Origin of the sequence: Carnobacterium sp. FSL E2-0243 (assembly GCF_038003605.1) — a bacterium.
Classification (GTDB): Bacteria; Bacillota; Bacilli; order Lactobacillales; family Carnobacteriaceae; genus Carnobacterium; species Carnobacterium maltaromaticum.
Map to the genome: position 1 here is coordinate 3498355 of NZ_JBBOPM010000001.1, position 20876 is coordinate 3519230.

The following is a 20876-nucleotide window of genomic DNA, read 5'->3' on the forward strand; positions in this document are numbered from 1 at the left end:
CCAAAATAAACGAGCTACTCTTAATTATTCAACTGGAAGGTGGGTTTATTTTTAAAAACTAATAAACTGGGGAAGAAGTAAAGTAGGAGGCAAACCAGTATCTGCTAGAGGCGGATTGAATTCTTGGTCATTTGCTTCAGCTACTGGACCACGAAAAGCCACTTTTGAAGCTTGGTACAAACCTAATGGATCTTATTAAAAATAATAGTATAGTATGTAGTTGATACTTAATTAGTCAGTTTAGAGAGAATGTACTCGGTTCTAAACGAACAAAAAAAGAGTCAGATAACCTCTTACCTGACTCTTTTAGCTATTATGTGACCTTAGGGCGTACTTATAAGTGGTACAGGTAAGGAGAATTGTTTAGTTATCCAAGTATTATAATTACTAAATCAGATTTTTTTATAAATAAACACCTATGTAACCACCTGAATTAGGATAGTAGTTAATGCGCGTTCTTCCTTTGTATTTCAACGGAGGAATTTTTTTAAACCATGGTTTTAATGTTGCACGATTTAAATTATTAGTAATTTCGATATCTGTATGAATATCCAATTCGGATGCAAAAATTGGTTGAGTTCCTCCAATTATAAATAGCCCTAAACTTACACTTATTATTATTTTTTTCATATTGTTCATTCCTCCTAATACTAACTATAGTTCTTAGTATATAGAGGAAATGAAAAAATGAACGAAATCATCTTGAATGATAGTTATTTATTCATAATCGTTATTTCTAGCTTTTTTAATTGCCTAACAGATAATAGGCAAGTTTCACCATTATTCATAGTAATTTCACGATTTGTTTTATCGATTGATTTAATATTTTCAATGTTAATAATATAAGATTTATGGGATCTAAACATAACTGGAGAAAGTGCTGTCATTTCGTTTATTTTTCCATAAAAATTGAGAGTACTACTTGTCAAATGTAACGTCAGTTTATGAGGAATTGGAGAAGTTTCAATAAACATGACGTCTTCTGTAGGAAAGATGCGAATCTGACTACCAACCTTTAATTTTATTCGATTTTTTTCTATCATAGTTTCTGTGTGATAATGTTTTTGAGCTTGTTTCAAGGCCTCGTAAATCCTCTTTTTTATAATATCTGTATCATCTTTTAGGATATAGTCCATTGCTTCAACTTTATAGGTGAAGGTTAAAATAAGGAGCTCACTGTGAGTCGTTATAAAAATAATTTTCCCATCAATATCTTTTTCTCTAATTTGAGAGCCCAACTGAATCCCATTGATATCATAGCCTAAATCGACATCTAAAAAATAAATACCTCTTACTCTGGGGTTTTCGTCTAAAAAATTTATTATGTCATAGGGGTTACTTGTACTTAAAGTTAGTTCCATATCAAATTCTTCTATCATGATATAATTTTTAATTATAGCTTCGATGTTAGATCGCTGTATGTCATTATCTTCACATATAAAAATAGATAGCATAGCTATTTCATCCTTTCATAATTATGATTTTTTGAATAAAAAGCTTATCTTTAATAGTTGTTTCTAGTAGTAATCGAGGCTCTAATGAAATAAGTTCTTCCACATTAGCTAGCCCAATCCCTCTGGTCTCACCTTTAGTAGAATAACCTTGTTTTTTTAATAACTGAACTGATTCAATGTCTTCTCTAACGTTGTTTTGTATAATAAATACAAGGTCACTATTTATTGTAAATATACCTACCAGTAACTTTCCATAGGTCAATGTTTCTAATTCCTCAATTGCATTATCAAGTAATATTCCTAAAATACGTATTAAGATAACTGGATCAATAGGAATATTTTTTGAAATATTTTCACTTACTTCTATTTGTACATCAATTTTTTTTTCTTGAGCCATAATTAATTTTGTTGCTAAAATACTTTGTATTTCTATAGCTTCAATTTTTTGTAAATCATCTAAACGAAGCATATTACTTTTAAATAATGATTTTGTTTGTTTAACGTGTGCATGATAAAATACTTTAAGTTCTTCTATTTTATTTTGTTCTAGATAATTTTCAATAGAGGACAAAATATTAACATAATCATGGCGGAATTTGCGTATTTTTTGATACTGTTCTTTAACTTCTTCAGCATACTTACTCATCATATCGTATTCTATTTTTCGTTGGTGTGCTTGAAATTTCAATTCTTCGTTTTTTTTCAGTGTTTGTATGAATGATAAAATAGGGATAATTAGAATAGCATAAAAAACTATGATAAATATTTTTAAAAGAGGTGTATGACCTGAATAAATAGCAAGCAACCAATAAGTTTGATAAGCAAGTAAACAGAGTGTCAATAAATATGAAAGAGCGGTTTCTTTTTTTCCAAAATTAATGCGTGAAAGTATCCACTTACGAATATACCAAGAACTTAAAAAGATCAGACTAAACGTGCCTACAACTATACAAATAAACATAAAAAAAGTGTTAGTTAACTTTGTAGATTCAATACTTTTTAAAAATAGTGGACGCATTAATATTGTGGTGAATATTTCTAATAAATACGCAATAGAAACAGTTAAAAGAGAATGAATAATGTTCTTACTTTTAGAATTCTTGATAGATAAAAAAAAGAAAAAAATAAATAAAAGTAATGTATCAATGATTGTAAAGCTTCCGCCAATATATACGCTGAATAGTAGTGCGAGAGTAACCAATAAATAAGTGATTTTATTTTGCATGTAAAGTTGATCTAATAAAAAATAAGCAAGTGTAAATTCTATTAAATGGGAAAAACTAATATAATTAATTAGCAGTTCAGTCATATATTGTACTCCTTTTTCATTAAATCTATTTTAAGTATAACAAATAATACTTTTTAAAAAAACAGTTCTAATATCAGAACTGCTTTTTTAAAGTATATTATTACAATAATGTGTCTAATTACTCGTTTTAGGATATATAGAATACATAGAAATAATGAAGGAGCCCGGTTAAATCTATTATTATTGTAATTATCGTTTTTTTTTGATAAATTTCATACGATTATGAGTAATCATCGATAATTTAAGACATAAATGCATTTTATAAATAATATGGAGGTAATATTAGGGTAACAAAAATAGAAATAAAGGAGATATACAAAATGAAAAATAAAAAAATAAAAAAAGTAGCTATTACATTAACTGCATTTTTAATTGTAGGAGGGAACATTATTCCTAGCATGACAGCTTTCGCTTCTGAAAATAATGTCAAAATTGAAGATACAGTTACTCAAAATAATGTCTTTGATGAAAATTATAAAATGAATGAAGATGAACTTAAGGCATTTGGATTATCAGAAACAGAAATAGCTAAGTTTAACCAATATAAAGTGTCTGGTATTCAGTTAGTTGATGGTAAAGCTTTTCAGAACGGTCAAGAAATTATTACTATGGAGCGTGGAAAGTTTACATGGGCTGTAAAAGCTATTAGAAAAGGCTATAATGCTCTGCCGTCTAAAGTAAAATCATTCATTGCTCAGTATACAGGACTAAACGCATTTTTAGGGCTGATTGAACATTATACAGGAGCGTTAGAAGATGGGATTTATAAAGCTTGTATCAGAGTTGGGATGCCATCATCGGTTGCAAATTTTGTTACTAAGACAATTATGTTGTTTGTCTTTTAACTTTATCTAAATGAGGGATAATTAATGGAATTCAAAGAAATATGCAAAATCATTTTTACATTAATGTTAAGTTTAGCTTTTATAATTGCTGGTTACAATTTATTTTTTAGTGACTATACTACAACAAAACGTATCATAATTTTAGTTACAACAGCACTTATCGGAATTCAAGTACTGGTTAATTGGTTTGATTTATATAACAAGTATAAAAATAAATGATTATATTTTTATAAATTAAAGTGAGGAGCTGTGATTGTATGCCTTGGTGGTGGAAAATAGTTTATCCAAATAAACCCTGGTGCTAAACGAAGAGATATTTTTTACAGTAAAACTTAGACATTTCAGTAATTCCGAAATGTCTAAGTTTTTTGGGTTACATTGTACAGATATTTAGATAAACTATAGTCTACAGATTTTAAAAATCCTTTGTTTTTCAGTTTATTAACGGCTGTAATTGTAGCTGCGTATTTATCTGTAACCAGTGCTCTTGGTTCTCCATAGCATCGGATTAGCCGCTTCATAAAGGCATAAGCAGCGCTTGTATCTCGATGTTTTCGCAGACACATATCAAGGTAATGTTGCTTTCCTTTTATCTTTATATAGGTTTCGTCCATTCTCCAAGACGTTGAAGGTGGTTTATTTTTCTTTTTCCAAATGACGAATAGCAGTTTACCATATTGATGAACCCACCGCATAATGGTTGTAGGGTTCACCTGAATCCCTCGATAGCTTAAAGAAAAACGACAGTATAAGCCAACAGCTTTAATAATTACACGTTTATCAAATTATTTTCCTTTAAATACATTTCTCATGGAATACATCCTTAGTCCGTCATGCTTACAGTATAAATGAAAAATGAACGGATTGAAGTTTGCAACAGAACAAAAAAAGAGTCAGATAACAGCCTATAAGGCTCTTACCTGACTCTTTTAGATCTCAATAAATTCTATGCATCCAAATAAAACGCAATTGTCTCATAAGGAGCTAAAGTTAAACTACTAGTTAATTCACGCTCTTGGCCATTTCCAATCAAGTAGCGACTAGAACGGTTCAAGTATTCTTCCGGAACTTGAATCGTGACAGGTTCTGCATAAAAATGATTAAAAACAAGCACCGTTTCACCATTTAAATGACGAGCATACGCATAGACACTTGGGTGCTCTAATAAAAGCCCTTCATAGCTTCCATTTGCAATAATCGGCAATTCCTTCCGTAACTGAATCAACCGTTGATAATAGCTGAAAATTGAACCTTTCGCAACTTCTTTTGCCACATTAATCTCACGATAATTATCAACAACTTTCAACCAAGGCGTCCCTGTAGTAAAACCAGCGTGTTCCTCATCTGTCCACTGCATTGGAGTCCGGTTATTGTCTCGTGATTTTTCGCGAATAATTGCCATCGCCTCAGATTCAGATAAACCTTTTTCCTGTAATTCTCGATAGGCATTATGTGTTTCAATATCCATAAAATCTTCAATCGCTTCATAATCAGGATTCGTCATGCCCAACTCTTCCCCTTGATAAATATAGGGCGTTCCTCGTAACAAATGAATCGTCTGAGCTAGCAACGTTGCACTTTCACTATGATAATTTTCCGGATCAGCAAAACGGCTAATCGCTCGTGGTTGATCATGGTTATTCCAGAATAAAGCATTCCAACCATCACCTTCTGACATCCCAGTTTGCCAGTCATTTAAGATGTTTTTTAACGCTAAGAAATCAAACGGCATCAATGACCATTTTTCTCCATCGACATAATCAACTTTTAAGTGATGGAAACTAAAAGCCATTGAAAGCTCTTCACGAGTTGGGTTTGAATACAGCACACAATTTTCAATCGTTGTTGATGACATTTCACCGACTGTAACAGTATCCGCTACGCGTCCAAAAGTGGCTTGATTCATCTCTTTTAGATAATCATGTACAATTGGTTGATCCGTATACAATGGCTTCCCATTACCTGTCAGATCATCTACTAATTCTGTCGTTGATTTCCCAATCAAATTGATTACATCGAACCTAAAGCCTTTTACACCCTTGTTAAGCCAAAAATTAACGACTTGGTGGAGTTCTTCTCGAACTTTCGGATTGTGCCAATTTAAATCCGCTTGCGTTGGATCAAATAAATGCATATAATACAAATCGGTTTGACCAAATTTGCTCCAAGAAGGCCCGCCAAATTTAGACTCCCAATTTGTTGGCAAATCGCCATTTTCCTGTGCTGGACGTAAATAGTAATAATCTTGATACTCTTTATCGCCTGCTAATGCTTTTTGGAACCATTCATGTTCTGTTGAACTATGATTTAAAACCATGTCTAACATGATTTCCATCCCCAATGCTTCAGCTTTATGCACCAATTCTTCAAAATCAGCCATCGTACCAAAAAGTGGGTCAATCTCTTTGTAGTTGGAAATATCATAGCCATTGTCATTTTGTGGCGAAGTAAAAAACGGATTCAACCATAACATATCCACCCCTAAATCAGCTAAATATGCTAACTTTTCAATCACACCTCTCAAATCACCAATTCCATCACCATTCGAATCTTTAAAAGATTTCGGATAAACTTGATAGACTACTTTATCATGAAAATTACTCACTATTATCGCCACTTTCTAAAATTATTTAACACTATTATAAAAACAAAGTTACCAGTTCACCAAAGAGAACTTCTCCTAGTGAACTGGTATAAAGCACGTAAATTAACTTTTTACATTACTTTTAACTATTTGATTAAACAGATTCATCAATCGGATCTAACTGATTAAAAATACCATATTTACGGAAGAGAACGGTTAGCCCAAAAGGTACGACGATCGTAATCAACATACAAACTAGGAATACGCCCCAGTAAGGTGGTTGAATGGATAAGATACCTGGTAAACCTCCGACACCAACTGTATTCGCAGTGACATTGAAAATGGTTGAAACCAAACCAGCAATCGCTGAACCAATCATGGCCGCGATAAAGGGATAAACATACTTCAAATTAATCCCAAACATCGCCGGTTCAGTTACACCTAGATAACAAGAAATCGCTGCAGGAATCGAGATTTGCTCCTCTTCTTTGTTGCCACGGTGTAGGAAAATAATCGCTAATACAGCTGAACCTTGCGCAATATTTGATAAAGCAATCATTGGCCATAGATTCGTACCACCAAAATCAGCAACTAATTGGAAATCAATCGCATTACTCATATGATGCAGTCCTGTAATAACTAGCGGGGCGTATAAGAAACCAAACAAAGCACCGAACAACCAGTTCACACTACTTGTTAACCCAGCATTTACGATCATTGAAACTTTATCACCGACCCACCAACCAATTGGACCTAAAATCATATTAGCAGCAATTACAGTCGGTATTAGTGAAAAGAATGGAACAAAAATCATTGAAATTGATTGTGGAATAAACTTACGAAGCCAAATTTCTAGATATGCTAACATAAATCCTGCTAGCATTGCTGGAATAACTTGGGCTTGGTAACCAATTTTATCAATTGTAAAGAAACCAAAATCCCAAAACGGAATTTCTGCTGCTTTTGTTGAAGCCACAGAATACGCATTTAATAATTGTGGAGAGACTAAAGTAATCCCTAAAACAATTCCTAATATTTGCGTTGTACCCATTTTCTTGGCAATGCTCCATGTAATTCCAACTGGTAAGAAGTGGAAGATTGCTTCACCAATTAACCATAAGAAATCATTGACACCACTCCAAAAAACAGAGACTTCAGTAATTGTTTGGCCATTCAAAAAGCCCATTTCAACGCCTTCCAAAACATTACGGAAACCTAAAATCAAACCACCTACAATAATTGCGGGAATAATTGGGGTAAATATTTCAGCTAAAACAGCCATCGCTCTTTGAACTGGATTCATATTTTGCTTCGCAACAGATTTAACGGCATCTTTTGAAACACCTTCTGTTCCTGATAATTTTACAAATTCATTATAAAAAGTTGCCACATCATTGCCAATAATAACTTGGAATTGACCAGCCTGTGTAAATGTTCCCTTTACAGCTGGAATTTTTTCAATCTTTTCTTTATCTGCTGCTTTTGGATCAACTAACACGAAACGCATTCTGGTAGCACAATGAGTAACTGCAGAAATATTGTCTTTTCCTCCAATATCCTCTAGCAATAACTGTGCATCATTTTTGTAGTCTGCCATTTCTTTTCTCCTCCTCTTAATAAGCAAAACATTCAACTTGTATATACAAGATAACTTACAAATGAATTGTAAACCTTTTCTTTAACAAATGCAAGCGTTTTTCATTAGGTTTACTACTTTTTATTTTTTAGTTGATTTTATTCCAAATAAAAATTGGAGCTAGAAGTAGCTTTATCATCCGCTTCTAGCCCCAATTTATTTTTAATCTGTCGCTCCATCATCAAAACTAGTTGCAATTCCAATCGTACTCAAAACATCAATTGAACTTTCAATCGTATATACACTGTCTTCCTCTTGCCAAACAATACTGGTTTGATTAGGTTTGTTGTCTGTCACATCGGCTTGAATTTTCCCGACACTATTAGGTGCTGGTAATAACTCCTTTTCCAATTTTTCAACAATTTTAGTAGCCATCTGACGACCTGGCTGAGTAGTATTAGCCAAACTTGAACGCACATCAAGATACCAATTGCCTTCATTCCAGCCGATAAACTGCGAACCTGCACCTGCATTTTCATAGCCTGTCAAACCATGACCTAGATCAATTCCACTTGCGCCATTTTCGTAACCAGCATCAGCTTTTTGATACCCCACTGCCACATTAGCTTCCGAAACAGACGGATAGCGTAAAGCAGAAATTGTTACAATTTGGCTAGCTTGATTCGGATCGTTCAACGCATTATTATTGATGGGAATAGGTTCTTTACTTTCAAAAAAAATCACATGATAACTTGTAGCGTCAGAAACCGTTGCTGCCGATACATGTAAATTAGGATTACTTAAAGGAATACTTGTAGGCAAACGAATAACCACTTGAGTTTCTAACTGATTTTTAACAGTATCCATTACTTGATCAATCGTTAATCCATTTTCTGGAGTTACTGATGAATCTTCTGCTTTTTCTGATGATTCAGAAGACTGATCTGACTTAGAAACACTATTCTCAGAAGAATTATTCGTTATTTCAGAAGTTTTGTTCTTCATCGAATCTGGTGAACCTTCCATACAGCCACCTAATAATAATAAGGATGCCAATAAAAAAATACCTTTAGACATAGGAATCATTTTCTTCACTCCTTTTCTATTTATTGTTATTTAAATGGTATAGGCAATCTTTTAGCAAGTCAATTAATACGCTTTCAAAACTCAATTCAAAACTCAATTTTTTAATTTAGTCCAAACCATGTATAATAGAAATAAGTGAAGTCAAAATAACGGAGGAAAATCCCATGCATGATTCATTAATTACAAAAAAGGTGATTGCTCATTCCTTAAAAGAGCTTATGCAGCTCACACCGTTTCAAAAAATTTCTATCCGGGATATCATGGGGCATGCCGATATTAGACGCCAAACTTTTTATTACCACTTTCAAGATAAATATGAATTGCTAGCTTGGATTTATAACCAAGAAGCCTCAGAAAATATTGAAGACTATTTAGATTATGAACACTGGAGTAAAGTTATTACTCGGCTTTTTTACTATTTAAAAGAAAATAAAACATTTTACCTCAATGCTTTAGAGGTAACGGAACAAAATTCCTTTGATCTTTATTTTTTCGAACATACCAAAAGTTTAATTTTAACGGTTGTTACCGATATGCAAAACAACGCACAAGTAGTTATTCCTGAAGAATCCATTCAGTTTTTTTGCACGTTTTATGCCCACGCCTTCGTAGGAATGACGAAAGAATGGCTTTTTTCTGACTGCAAAACACCTGTTGAATTATTATCCCAAAACATCCAATTGCTTTTAGAAGAATCTTTTTCAACCATTATTGAACGCTTTAAATCTTGAGAAGCCCATATTTAAATAAAGAATCACACACTAAACAAAATCAGTTCAATAAAAATTAAAACCACATAATTCCTTAAATTAAGCTATAAACTTTTTTCATATATGTACATGCCAACTATTTTATTTTTTTGATGAACATATTTTGGGATTTTGACAACTTTTTTAAATCCAATTATTCTTAAAAAAACCAAACCAAAAAAATCATTATCTAAAATATGAATTAAATATCTTTTTTCTTCCCTACTATGAATAAAATATTTCCACACTTTTACTACACTTTTCAAAGTGACTATTCTAATCTTCAGCATTGAAATATTACTAGATATTTCATTTTCATGTATTATAATTATGGGCTGCTCATCAACTTGTACTACAAAAACTCCTTGAAACTCATCGGATGTAAAGGGGCTTTCCCATATAATGTCTGCGCTACCTATACTGTTAACTTTTCTTACTTTTATACTCATAGCAATCTCTCCTAAAGACTAGTATTTATAATTATCATAACAACCAACCATATATTCATGCAATACTCGATCGCAATAAAAATATGATACATCAATATCTTTTTGAATATTTTTTATTTTTCCACAATATTTAAATTCGAACCTCTTCAACAAGTTCTCCATTATAAAATTAATTGAATACACTTTTATAATAAGTACATCAATTTTTTTAACCTTAAATAAATCAAAAAAAATGTTTATAAATATTTTTTGAGTGTATTTAGTTGAATTCATTAAAAAAATAATTGGTTCAGCTTTTTTTAATGACCCCGATTCATATATATTAAAAACTATCAAACCCATATTTTTATTTTCCATCTTGATAAGATGTACATCTTTCATTGCTTCCCAACCAATACGGATATATTTTATAAATCTCTCATTATAAAAACACTCTTCAACAAACTTATATTCATTTTCATTTTTCGGAATCACAAATGATACCTTTTCCATTTTTATTAACAACTCCTATACTTCTACTTTTAACTAATTTTGAGTGCTTTGGGAGGACATCTATCCTAGCTTTATTTATTTGAAATTCCTTTATTCATTGACCAACTCATAATTTGTAACTCTTCAACTGATTGATTCATTTTTTTTACAATTTTTTCTAAAAATTTCAACATATATATATCACCTCGTCTCCTTTATCGTCTTTTTTATATTGCTTAATAGATGTCCTCCCAAAACACTCAAAATATTGTTTACTACTTATTTTTTATAGAGAGTTTTACAATCTCTTTTATTCTCATTACAGAGAGTGATTCAGAGAAATCACTCTCTGTAATTAAGAGTTTGGTATCAAATTTTTTCTCCAACTCAATAACAAGTGTAATAAAACTCAAAGAATCAATTCCTAAATCATCCCTTATTTTAGTCTCGTCTCTTATTTTAATTTTACCTATTTTTGACGTTTTTAATAATAGTCTATCTATTTTTTTTTCTAAAAAATAATTACTTAGAAGCATGGCTTCTCCTCCTTTTACCCATTGAAATCAAATCTACTTCTTTATCTTCTATAATATCTATTGGAAGTTTTTTTATATTCAAATGATCTTTACAATGTTTATATAAACTCATTTTATTGAACTTTTTGTCTTTTTTAATTACAACTTTCACTATAAACTCTTCACCTTTTATTTCACTTTCTACTTTTTCTACAGTAGCTAATAAAACTGAATCATGTTTATGAAATACTTCCTCTATCTCTTCAATGTGAATATTAACTCCACCTGCTATTATTACGTTATTTCTCCTTCCAATAATATATAGATAGTTATTGCCATCTACGTAACCAATATCACCAGTATTAAAATATCCTTCGTCATCTACACACTTGCCTGAATCTAAATATGTAGTGATTACACTAATTCCCCTAACCCATATTTCTCCATATTCTTTACCACTAATTTTATTTTTTATTTTCACATCAATATAGTCCACTATCTTACCTGTCGAACGCTTCGGTCTATTGTAATCATTAGCTTTTCCACATATGGATGAAGTCGTTTCTGTTGCTCCATAGAGAGGATATAAGTCACTACGGAATCCTGAAGTGCTTTTTATTTCTTCAATTAAAGAAAAATCAATTTTCTCCCCTCCTATTGCTATATATTTCATATTTACTTTTCCCCAATTAATTCCTAATGAATTAATAACACTTAACATTGTAGGAGTTAGCGCAGTTACATCGTAGTTCATATATAGATGTTCAATAATTTTATATGGGGAAAAATTGGATCCCAAATATGTTAAACTTGCATTGCCAATACATGTTGGCAAAATTTGCATTATTAAAGACGTTAACGAATTCATTGGAAAACAAAGTAATTCTTTAGTCTTATAATCTACATCATATTCCTTTATATGTGAATTCACTTTATGTTTAACTTGCGTTACTGTAATAGGAACTAATTTTGGAGCAGCTGTAGAGCCACTTGTTTGAACAATAAAAGCAACTTGATTAGAATAATCATCTAAACTATCCCATATATTTTTCATACTGTAGCTAGATATATCTTTTTTTATTTTTTTTCTCAACTTATACTTATTCTCAAAAAAAATTTCATCATTAAGTAAAACTAAACTTTCTCCATTAAACACTTCTTCATTAAAACCATTTATTCCTGTCAATAAAACCGTCCCATTATTTTTTAAAATTGAAAAAATAGATGTAATTAATATGTGTATGTTTTGTGTATCAACGTAGACAATAGCATTATTAATATCTTTAAAATAATCATCTAAAATAAAAATATCTTCCTCAAATGTTGAGTTATTATATATCTCATTGTCAAATGTTATCTCCATAAGATACCTCCCTTAAAATTTGAAATTATTAATCCATACCTTTTCATTTTTTTTTACATATCTAACTGCTTTTTTTATAGATTTTTTTTCAGACTCTTCTCCGGTTAAAGAATATTTATACAGTAAAATTCTCAAATAATGGAAAGAATTTTCGAAATTTTCTAACGCTTTTTTTATTTCAATAAATTCACTCTCTTTATTTTGGTTTAAATACAACTCTGTATATGCTTTTCTTGATGCTAAAATGGAACTACTACTTATATTTATTGCTATTTTACTAGCTTCATTCTTATTTATTTCTGAAATAATTCTTGAGAAAATATCCCAAAAAAAATCATCTTTATAATTTGTTATCACAACCTCTAAATCAAGGTTAATTTTTCCAAAATTAATTTTAGGACTAAACTCAAATATTTTTGTAGTTATTTCATTATTTAATGGAATAGAATAATTACCTGAATAAGAACTAATCGGTTGCGTAGGAATATATAAGTCCGTTATTTCAGATTCAATTTCTTTATAATTAATTTGAATAAAATGCCATATATCATATTGCCTAAATTGTTTGTATACTTCAGCATAGTTTAAAAATTTTTGAGGAATATTTACAATATAATTATTATCTATTTTTAAATTAGAGTAGTCTACTTTTTCAAGAGTTCCATTCTCCTTACACCATCGTTGGATATTTTCATTCATATCAGTATCGAAATATAAACTTAAGCGATTTGCCTTAATATTTAGCATAGTAGGGGAGTATACTAAATGAAATTCTTTCAAAAAATCCTGATAATAGATTTTGTCTATTATATTTATGACAATACTACTTAAACAGTGTATACTTTCTACAGGCTTAAAATTGCTCAAATGATCCATATTTTCTCTCCCGAAAAATAGAATAATTAAATGCGAAATAACCTAGAATAAACCAAAAGCTATTTATAAGAATATAAAGAATTATTGTTTCTAGTTCTAAACTTAAGCCTAAAAAAATATTTCGAGAAAGTTCAATTCCAAATCCAAAAGGAGCAATCTTTTGAAATATATTTGTCATAGGCATTGCAATATTAGATACAAATAAAAGAAGAGCTTGGAATATAACAATCCATTGACCAATTCGCTTGAATCTCATTGAAGCTGAACCAAATAAAAGACCAATTCCAAACATACCAATATTAGAGATAAAACTTACAAGCAGTAGATTTACAATTAATGCAATTACATTAAATAAAGAAAGTCCAACAAAAAAATTTGTTGCTACTACCAAAACAAACAGATAAATATAACTAAATAAGGTCACGCATAAACTTCTAATCCAAATAATTATAGGGAAAGAATATTTGCTCTGAATTTCATTTTCAATTATCCCTGCTTTTGAATCAGACTCTATAGTTTGAGAAGACATATCCAAAGAAATACAACCTACATTCCAAAAAATAAATCCAATTAAAAGTAGAACACTAGAGTAATTATCATCAACTTTATAAAACTCTGCCATGCCATTAGAATTATAAACAAACATAACGACTAAATACGTTATTATATACAATATTATGTCACTTATAGTTGACATACCGTAACCTATCTTAGTTTTCCATTCTAACATGAACTGAATTTTTGCTAATCTTAACCACTCCATTAAATTTCACCTTCTTTCAAATAATTATTATACATATCTATCAATTGAGAGTTACTTTTTTTATTCTCAATGCTCTTAATTAACTTTCCCTCTCGAATATATATATATTGATTACACATGTCACTTAATAAGTTAATATCATGTGAGGATATAACTATTTGGGTCTCCTCTTTTTTTCCGATAGATTGTATAATTGCTTCTAATTCTTTTTGAGAATCTAAGTCTAATCCATTAGATGGTTCATCTAATAAAATAAGTTTCATATCAAATGACAAGGCACATAATAATTGTGCTTTTTTTCTTTGTCCTGTAGACATAGTATCAAATTTTTTATTAATTAAATCCATAAAATTAAACTCTTCACTTAATTTGTAAAGATTATCTAAAATTTTTTCCTTTGAAATACCTTTTAACGCTCCAAAGTAAATAGCATTATCAATTATATTTAACTTACTCATAAGTCCACGTTCACCAGAACTAACATATATCGAATTTTGTTTAGTCCATTTCACATAGTTGTCATCTTGATTTTCTAGAGATATAACTCCATCCGTATTTAATAATACACCAGCTAATAGTCTTAGTATTGTTGATTTTCGAGAACCATTTGGACCTAAGACGCCTAAAATATTATTTTTTTCAAAATCGATTCTTAAATTCAAATTATCAATAACTCTTTGTTTTTTGTAATCTTTTGTTAAATTGCTAATATTTATTTTAACCATACATTTCCACCTAATTTCATTTGAGTCAGTTCAAGAATTCTCAAAATTATCTATTATTGCTTTAACAACACCTTTGTTGCTCAAATCGTTTAAAAAAGTAGGAATTCCAAATTTTTTTTCTACTTCATTTTTAAACTTATCTACGCTGACTATATCAAGCTCTTTAGGAGAATTCAAAGAAACATTCCATTTAAACTCTCTAGAAAAAGGATAGACTGAAATCGTAATAACTTTTCTACAAAAAAATGATTCTACATACTTAATAGTTCTTTCTATATATGAAAAAGAGTCAAATAAGTTTATACTCAATATATAAGCGTCTGGCTGAGTAGCTAACAGTAAATTGGTTGTATTTAAGGGATAAAATCCTAAGTTTCCAAAGGAGTAAGGAACTAATTGGGACTGCGTACCAATAATAATCAAATCAAAATTTCTTTGATCTAACATTTTCATCTCATGATTAATATAAAATATTTCTTCATTATAATTACTATTAATTTTTGAAGAGTATCCGTAATGATACATAAAATTCATACCATATAGTAATGAAGTTGGCTCAGTACCTACCCTTCCAATACTGTATCCTATATTTAGTAGTTCTCTATACAAAGAATGCTGCAAATTTAATTTCCCCTGTTGTGGGGATGTTCCTATAATAGCTACAGACGGTGTTTGAAAACTGAACAATGATAAGCTAGATTTATTTTCAAAAGATTGCTTTGGCACCATAGTTTGAATTTCATCTAGAAAAAAAACTTTTTTCTTATGGTAAAGACATTTTTCTTTTATATAATTATAAAAATCAGTTTTATAGATACTACTAACTTTTTCTATATGCCCAACTATTATAGTGTCAAACTCAATTTCATCCCAATTTAATTCCATTATTGATTGAACCTTTAGTTTTCGAAAATTAAATCCAAAAATTATCTCTTCTAAGTATCGTCCAATTTTCAAGCTAAAGGGAGGCTCAAATATTCCAACAATCTCAAAATTAATTAAGTCTTGATTTCCTAATATTGAAGTCATTTCTTTATTCAATGGAAATATTATAGCTTTTTTTATTTCACTTATATTTTCTTTCAAACTTAGAATATCTGTATATTCGTAATCATTTTTTACATTTTCAAAAGATTTCTTTTTTAAATATTTTTTTATTAAATCAATATCTTTAGTTTTTTTTTCTTGAATGATTTTCACTACCTGAGCAGTTATTAACGGAGTAGAAAAACTTGATCCAGAAACATTTTTCACACTCATATTCTTCCAGGGAACCTTAAGTATACCTCCAAACCCTAAAATATTAACCCATTGATTATCTAAAAAATTAAATTCATGAACACCAGTACATTCATCAGACCACATTACAGAAATACTTTCAGAATAGTACGCTGGATAAGAAATATTTCCTGAATTTTCTGCTGCACAAACAACCACAACCTGCTTACTTCTAGCATAAATAACTGCTTTTTTTAAATACTCGTAAGAATCAGTTTTAACACCTGAACTAATATTTATAACATCAGGTTTTACATTGTCAACTGTCCAATGTATGGCCCTTGCCAATTTAAAATTATCAGATATATTTTTATTATTTGTAAATGAAATTGAGTAAATAATACAGTTTTCTACCCTTTGATCGATTAAACTCAGTACAGCTGTTCCATGCCCAACACTATCATCATTTACTTCATGTTCAAATGAATACCTATATATTTCATTTTTTTCTTTATATTCCAAAGAACATCCTGTATCTAACACAGCCACTATCGTTTTCATTAGTTACTCCTTAAAGTTTATAAAAAAATGGGAAGTAAAAATATATTGTTACTTCCCAATTTTTTTACATCATTTCTTCTTTGTACAAAACAACTTCTTCATTACCTACCACATAAGTAGGTTTTTTCAATTCTACTTTTTCCATATCTATTCACCTCCCTTGTTGTTAATTAAATTAATTAAAGAACTAATTGTGTTAAAAGACGATATTTTAAAATCTTCAGGATTAAAACTAATTTCAAATTCTTCTTCTAGCAAAATAATCAAATTGACAATTTGAAGAGAATCTAAAGTAATAACATCTTCATTCATATCTACAATAATACAAAGTTCTTTAAGAATTTTTATTAATCTCATTCCAATATCTTTATTATAAATTATGATTTATCCTCCTCCTTTATTTTTAATTTTATACACATTATATTTACCTTACAATATAGCATTATCTATGAAAAGTCAACGCTTTCAAAATTTCATAACATGCACTTATTAATTAAATGAATACATAGAACGATGAAAACATAACCCCTCCTCCTCTAAACTATAATTAAAATCTGTTATATGCTACATAATAAAAAAATAATATTTCTAGAATAATACCATATATAATTACTTTTTTATAATATGAACCGTCAATATTATGATGCTAACACTGTTTTTTTCACAATATTTTTTCACCAACCTACACATGATATTAATAACTTAAATTAAATTGAAATATAACGTACTTTTTATGCCTATACATTCATAAGAATATTATCCCAAAACATCCAATTGCTTTTAGAAGAATCTTTTTCAACCATTATTGAACGCTTTAAACCTTGAGTTGAATGCCATTTATGCAAATAAAAAAGCAAGCTTAGAGAGCCTGCTTTCCTCATGAATCATAAATGAATATCTAGCTAGCAATTGAGCTACGTAAACCAGAAGAGTAAAAAAAGACCACATCTCATGCTGTAGAGGCAAGATGTGGTTATAGTTAAAATATAAAACTAGAATCATTGAGCCTAGTAAATCTAAACCCAATACTAGAGGGGCATGTTCAAAGCATGTCTCTCTTTTCATATTCAGTATACTACAAAAAAACTATTTCTTCTAACACATCAGCCTGATTTCACATAAAATCATGCTGATCTACCTAAATTTCACCTCACCAAGCATACGTATCAACAGGTACTTTTAGCCACTCTAACCACTTTTCATCCTCTAAACGGAGAAACGTCAAGGATAGTCCAGACATATCGTTAGATGTTACAAAATCCCCAACCTTTTTAAACTCAACTTGAAGGCCTTCCAATTCTAATAAACGCCGGACATCATTACTAAAAACAAACAATTCCATTAAAGGTGTGCCGCCCAAACCATTGATCATCATGGCAAACTTTTCGCCTTTTTTCCAATGAAACTGACTTTTCAATTTATTCACCAATTCAATTGCTAAACGTTCTGATGAATGCAGAATTTCCGTTCGATAGCCTGGTTCGCCATGAATACCGATCCCAAAAGAAATTTCATTTTCAGCCAACTGAAATTGCGCTTGATCTTCCCCCGGAACAACCGATGGTGATAAAGCTAAACCTAATGTGTTCATAGATCGAACAACTTTTGTCGCTAGTTCTGTTAATTGTTCTAAAGAATAGCCTTCCTCTGCAGCTGCAGCAACAATTTTTTGAACAAGTATCGTTCCAGCAACACCTCGACGACGCTTTTTAAAACTATTTTCTTCAATCGAACAGTCATCATTAACAATTACATAACTGACTTGATAGCCGTCTGCTTCAGCCAACTCTTTTGCTTTTAGAAAACTAGCTACATCTTTTTCAAAATTCTTAATCACTAAAAATACTCCGGCTCCTTGATCTGCAACCTTAATACCCGCTAAGATTTCCTCTGCCGTTGGCGGTACAAAAATAGGTCCACAAATACACGCAGCTAGCATACCCGTTCCTACAAATCCAGTATGAGCTGGCTCATGACCACTCCCACCACCACTGACTACAGCAACCTTATTTTCACTCTTAGTCTGGCGGTAAATGACCCCAGTTCCTTTAATACCAGTTAACTTATCACTATTGGCATATAACAAACCACTTAACATTTGGCTTACAATTTTATCTGGATGATTCATGATCTTTTTCATTTTATTCCTCAATTCTACTTAGCCCTTTCAACATTTAGGCTTTCAATAAGCGGCATTTTCTACTTCTTATCTTATCACAAATCAAAGGTTTTGAATGAATTTTATTTAATCTTACTTAGATTTTTTCCTCGTTTTAAAAAACTAATTCCAATTAACAAAATTAGGCCAATACCCGAAAATAACGCAATCAACGAAACAAGGCGACTTGAATCATAGTCCCTGAAAAAGATTCCTAGGTAAGCCCAGATAAAGACTAAATTAAAGATTCGGTCTTGATAAATCCATAACATCAGCGCCCCTATAACTAGCCCTAAAAGAAGGAATAAACTAGCCGATACCGCTTGACTACTCATCGATATTTGCTGCTCTGCTACTAAATAATAACTAATATTTGCCAGCGTCGCTACCGTTACCCAACCTAAATAAATTGAAAAAGGCCAAACAAGTCCTTTTTGTCCTCGCTCATATAAATACAGTAGCAGTAATGTTATAAACAATGCAGTAATCACAAAAACAGACGTTCCTACAAATTGATAATGCCAAAAAAAGATCCAACTACCGTTTAATAAACAACTTAAAATAAATAAACTAGCTGAAATTTTTCTAATCGGTTCCTTATTCAGAGATAGATTTACCAGCCAAATAAAAACAGCAATGTAAATTACGCCCCAAATACTAAACACATACCCTGCTGGAGTAAATAATACATTATACAGATTTGAAATTTCACCTGTATTCATTCCATTAAATGGCAAAATATTGGCTAGTGCATTAACGGCGACCATAGCAAAAAAAGAAAGATACATAATCACTTGTAAACTAAACTTCCGACTTTTATTTTCCACATTAATTCCCCTTTTCTATTCTTTATTTATCTTAGTATAACGTGAAAATAAAAAATAAGGGATTCATAACCCTTCTGTATAGAAAAATGAGGCTGGATAAAGTTATCCAAGCCTCATAATTGATTCTGTCTCTTAAACTAAATTGGCTTTATAATTAGCACCAATTTTATCAGCTGCCAATAATGCAGAAGCCACAGCTTCAACTGTAATTGGGAACGGCATTGAATGAATCGATTCTTCTGGAATACACGCTTTTTCTGCAACTGCTAACGCTTCTTCATAGGAAATAGATTCTACTCCGATATCAGCTAAACAAACAGGCAAACCAATTGATAATGAGAAATCTAAGACTTCATATAACTCTTCAGTCGGCGCATTTTCTAAAACTAATTGAACAATTGCACTAAACGCTACTTTTTCACCATGGAAATAATGATGTGTGCCTTCTAGCGCTGTTAATCCATCATGAACCGCATGAATAGCAGCTAAACCAGCACTTTCAAATCCAAGTCCCGATAATAAAATATTCGTTTCAACAATATTTTCTAAAGCCGGAGTTACCAAATTATTATCACAAGCTATTTTCGCATTTAAACCATTTTCTAATAACATTGTGTAACATAATTTTGCCATCCCATAAGCAGCATTTGTGCCTTTAGCTGGTGGACATTCTCCTGAATTAGCTCCACAAGGTAAACCCGCATTCACATTTGAAAATGAATTTGCTGTAGCTCGTGCTTCGAAATAAGTCGATAAAGCATCGCCCATTCCGGAAACTAAAAAGCGAGTTGGCGCTTGAGCAATAATCTTCGTATCAACTAAAACAACACTTGGACTTTGTTTAAAGTAGGCATAATCATCAAATTCACCCTCTGGCGTATATAACACAGCTGAATGACTTGTTGGAGCATCTGTTGCTGCAATTGTTGGCACTATAATTAATGCTTCACCTGCCGCTACACATTTAGCAGTATCAATTGCCTTACCTCCACCTAAACCAATCACGCAATCACAGTTATGTCCTTTAGCAAACTCTTGAAGACGAGCAACTTCCTCCCTAGAACACTCACCATTAAAATTACTAGAAATAAATTCAATCCCAAATTTTTCTGCTGTTTGATCCAACTGACTTTGAACACGACCGATATCATCCTTATGGGCAATTAATAAAGCTGACTTTCCAAATGTTTTCACAAAATAACCTAAATTCAGTAATTCGCCTTCACCTTGTACATACTTTGATGGTGCAATAAATGCTTTTCTCATTCCAATAACCTCCGTTTAATTTTAGTGTTTTTTTAGCGTTTACATTACTATCTAAATTAGACAGCCTTACACAAGTTAAAA

22 protein-coding genes are annotated in these 20876 nt (G+C 30.9%); 3 read left to right on the forward strand and 19 right to left on the reverse strand.

From position 1 onward, the window contains the following. Positions 1-402: 402 nt before the first annotated feature. The 3 genes from MHI00_RS16315 to MHI00_RS16325 all read right to left on the reverse strand — a co-directional run bounded on the left by MHI00_RS16315 (position 403) and on the right by MHI00_RS16325 (position 2763). Positions 403-630, reverse strand: a complete 228-nt coding sequence (locus MHI00_RS16315; RefSeq protein ID WP_057000821.1) for a hypothetical protein — start codon at positions 628-630, stop codon at positions 403-405. Between the two features lie 83 nt (positions 631-713). Beyond that, complete coding sequence (locus tag MHI00_RS16320; protein WP_057000822.1) at positions 714-1454, reverse strand: LytR/AlgR family response regulator transcription factor; 741 nt, start codon at positions 1452-1454, stop codon at positions 714-716. A 7-nt stretch (positions 1455-1461) separates the two neighbouring features. Continuing rightward, positions 1462-2763: a GHKL domain-containing protein gene (locus MHI00_RS16325; protein ID WP_057000823.1), complete on the reverse strand. Its 1302-nt coding sequence runs from the start codon at positions 2761-2763 to the stop codon at positions 1462-1464. Positions 2764-3083: 320 nt separating this feature from the next. Between MHI00_RS16325 and MHI00_RS16330 the strand changes: the two genes are divergently transcribed. Both MHI00_RS16330 and MHI00_RS16335 read left to right on the forward strand, forming a co-directional pair. Continuing rightward, positions 3084-3608, forward strand: coding sequence for a hypothetical protein (locus MHI00_RS16330; RefSeq protein ID WP_187959090.1), 525 nt, complete (start codon positions 3084-3086; stop codon positions 3606-3608). 24 nt (positions 3609-3632) lie between these two features. Then, positions 3633-3827, forward strand: a complete 195-nt coding sequence (locus tag MHI00_RS16335; RefSeq protein WP_341114960.1) for a hypothetical protein — start codon at positions 3633-3635, stop codon at positions 3825-3827. A gap of 140 nt (positions 3828-3967) precedes the next feature. On the opposite strand, the gene MHI00_RS16340 is transcribed toward MHI00_RS16335, so the two are convergent. From MHI00_RS16340 to MHI00_RS16355, 4 genes are all read right to left on the reverse strand, one after another. Then, positions 3968-4321: a DDE-type integrase/transposase/recombinase gene (locus MHI00_RS16340; protein WP_341114962.1), complete on the reverse strand. Its 354-nt coding sequence runs from the start codon at positions 4319-4321 to the stop codon at positions 3968-3970. A gap of 233 nt (positions 4322-4554) precedes the next feature. Continuing rightward, positions 4555-6213, reverse strand: coding sequence for an alpha,alpha-phosphotrehalase (gene treC / locus MHI00_RS16345; RefSeq protein WP_317912706.1), 1659 nt, complete (start codon positions 6211-6213; stop codon positions 4555-4557). A gap of 133 nt (positions 6214-6346) precedes the next feature. Beyond that, positions 6347-7789, reverse strand: coding sequence for a PTS system trehalose-specific EIIBC component (gene treP / locus MHI00_RS16350; RefSeq protein WP_010052265.1), 1443 nt, complete (start codon positions 7787-7789; stop codon positions 6347-6349). A gap of 201 nt (positions 7790-7990) precedes the next feature. Beyond that, positions 7991-8854 (reverse strand): hypothetical protein, encoded by an 864-nt coding sequence (locus tag MHI00_RS16355; protein ID WP_341114971.1) that lies wholly within the window; start codon positions 8852-8854, stop codon positions 7991-7993. A gap of 164 nt (positions 8855-9018) precedes the next feature. Here MHI00_RS16355 and dhaS point away from each other — a divergent pair, with 164 nt between their 5' ends. Then, on the forward strand, positions 9019-9585 hold the full coding sequence (gene dhaS / locus MHI00_RS16360) for a dihydroxyacetone kinase transcriptional activator DhaS (RefSeq protein ID WP_341114974.1): 567 nt from the start codon (positions 9019-9021) through the stop codon (positions 9583-9585). A gap of 83 nt (positions 9586-9668) precedes the next feature. On the opposite strand, the gene MHI00_RS16365 is transcribed toward dhaS, so the two are convergent. The 12 genes from MHI00_RS16365 to MHI00_RS16420 all read right to left on the reverse strand — a co-directional run bounded on the left by MHI00_RS16365 (position 9669) and on the right by MHI00_RS16420 (position 20795). Next, entirely contained in the window at positions 9669-10052 is a 384-nt protein-coding gene (locus MHI00_RS16365; RefSeq protein WP_041555071.1) for a hypothetical protein, read from the reverse strand. Between the two features lie 18 nt (positions 10053-10070). Then, on the reverse strand, positions 10071-10544 hold the full coding sequence (locus MHI00_RS16370) for a hypothetical protein (RefSeq protein WP_341114978.1): 474 nt from the start codon (positions 10542-10544) through the stop codon (positions 10071-10073). A 254-nt stretch (positions 10545-10798) separates the two neighbouring features. Continuing rightward, on the reverse strand, positions 10799-11059 hold the full coding sequence (locus tag MHI00_RS16375) for a phosphopantetheine-binding protein (RefSeq protein ID WP_341114981.1): 261 nt from the start codon (positions 11057-11059) through the stop codon (positions 10799-10801). Continuing rightward, positions 11046-12401, reverse strand: a complete 1356-nt coding sequence (locus MHI00_RS16380; RefSeq protein WP_341114983.1) for an ANL family adenylate-forming protein — start codon at positions 12399-12401, stop codon at positions 11046-11048. The genes MHI00_RS16375 and MHI00_RS16380 overlap by 14 nt, the downstream gene beginning before the upstream one ends. Before the next feature lie 12 nt (positions 12402-12413). Beyond that, positions 12414-13277: a hypothetical protein gene (locus MHI00_RS16385; RefSeq protein ID WP_015077912.1), complete on the reverse strand. Its 864-nt coding sequence runs from the start codon at positions 13275-13277 to the stop codon at positions 12414-12416. Further along, on the reverse strand, positions 13255-14040 hold the full coding sequence (locus MHI00_RS16390) for a hypothetical protein (protein WP_341114986.1): 786 nt from the start codon (positions 14038-14040) through the stop codon (positions 13255-13257). Before MHI00_RS16390 ends, MHI00_RS16385 begins: the two co-directional genes overlap by 23 nt. Then, positions 14040-14765: an ABC transporter ATP-binding protein gene (locus MHI00_RS16395; protein ID WP_341114988.1), complete on the reverse strand. Its 726-nt coding sequence runs from the start codon at positions 14763-14765 to the stop codon at positions 14040-14042. Before MHI00_RS16395 ends, MHI00_RS16390 begins: the two co-directional genes overlap by 1 nt. Positions 14766-14795: 30 nt before the next feature. Then, positions 14796-16544, reverse strand: a complete 1749-nt coding sequence (locus MHI00_RS16400; RefSeq protein WP_341114990.1) for a S8/S53 family peptidase — start codon at positions 16542-16544, stop codon at positions 14796-14798. A 147-nt stretch (positions 16545-16691) separates the two neighbouring features. After that, on the reverse strand, positions 16692-16901 hold the full coding sequence (locus MHI00_RS16405; protein ID WP_041555074.1) for an acyl carrier protein: 210 nt from the start codon (positions 16899-16901) through the stop codon (positions 16692-16694). Between the two features lie 793 nt (positions 16902-17694). Then, entirely contained in the window at positions 17695-18684 is a 990-nt protein-coding gene (gene dhaQ, locus MHI00_RS16410; protein ID WP_135057657.1) for a DhaKLM operon coactivator DhaQ, read from the reverse strand. 101 nt (positions 18685-18785) lie between these two features. Next, positions 18786-19529 (reverse strand): TspO/MBR family protein, encoded by a 744-nt coding sequence (locus MHI00_RS16415; RefSeq protein ID WP_015077919.1) that lies wholly within the window; start codon positions 19527-19529, stop codon positions 18786-18788. Positions 19530-19661: 132 nt separating this feature from the next. After that, positions 19662-20795 carry a glycerol dehydrogenase gene (locus MHI00_RS16420; RefSeq protein ID WP_015077920.1) on the reverse strand — a complete coding sequence of 378 codons (1134 nt, stop codon included), beginning with the start codon at positions 20793-20795 and terminating at the stop codon, positions 19662-19664. Between the last annotated feature and the right edge of the window lie 81 nt (positions 20796-20876).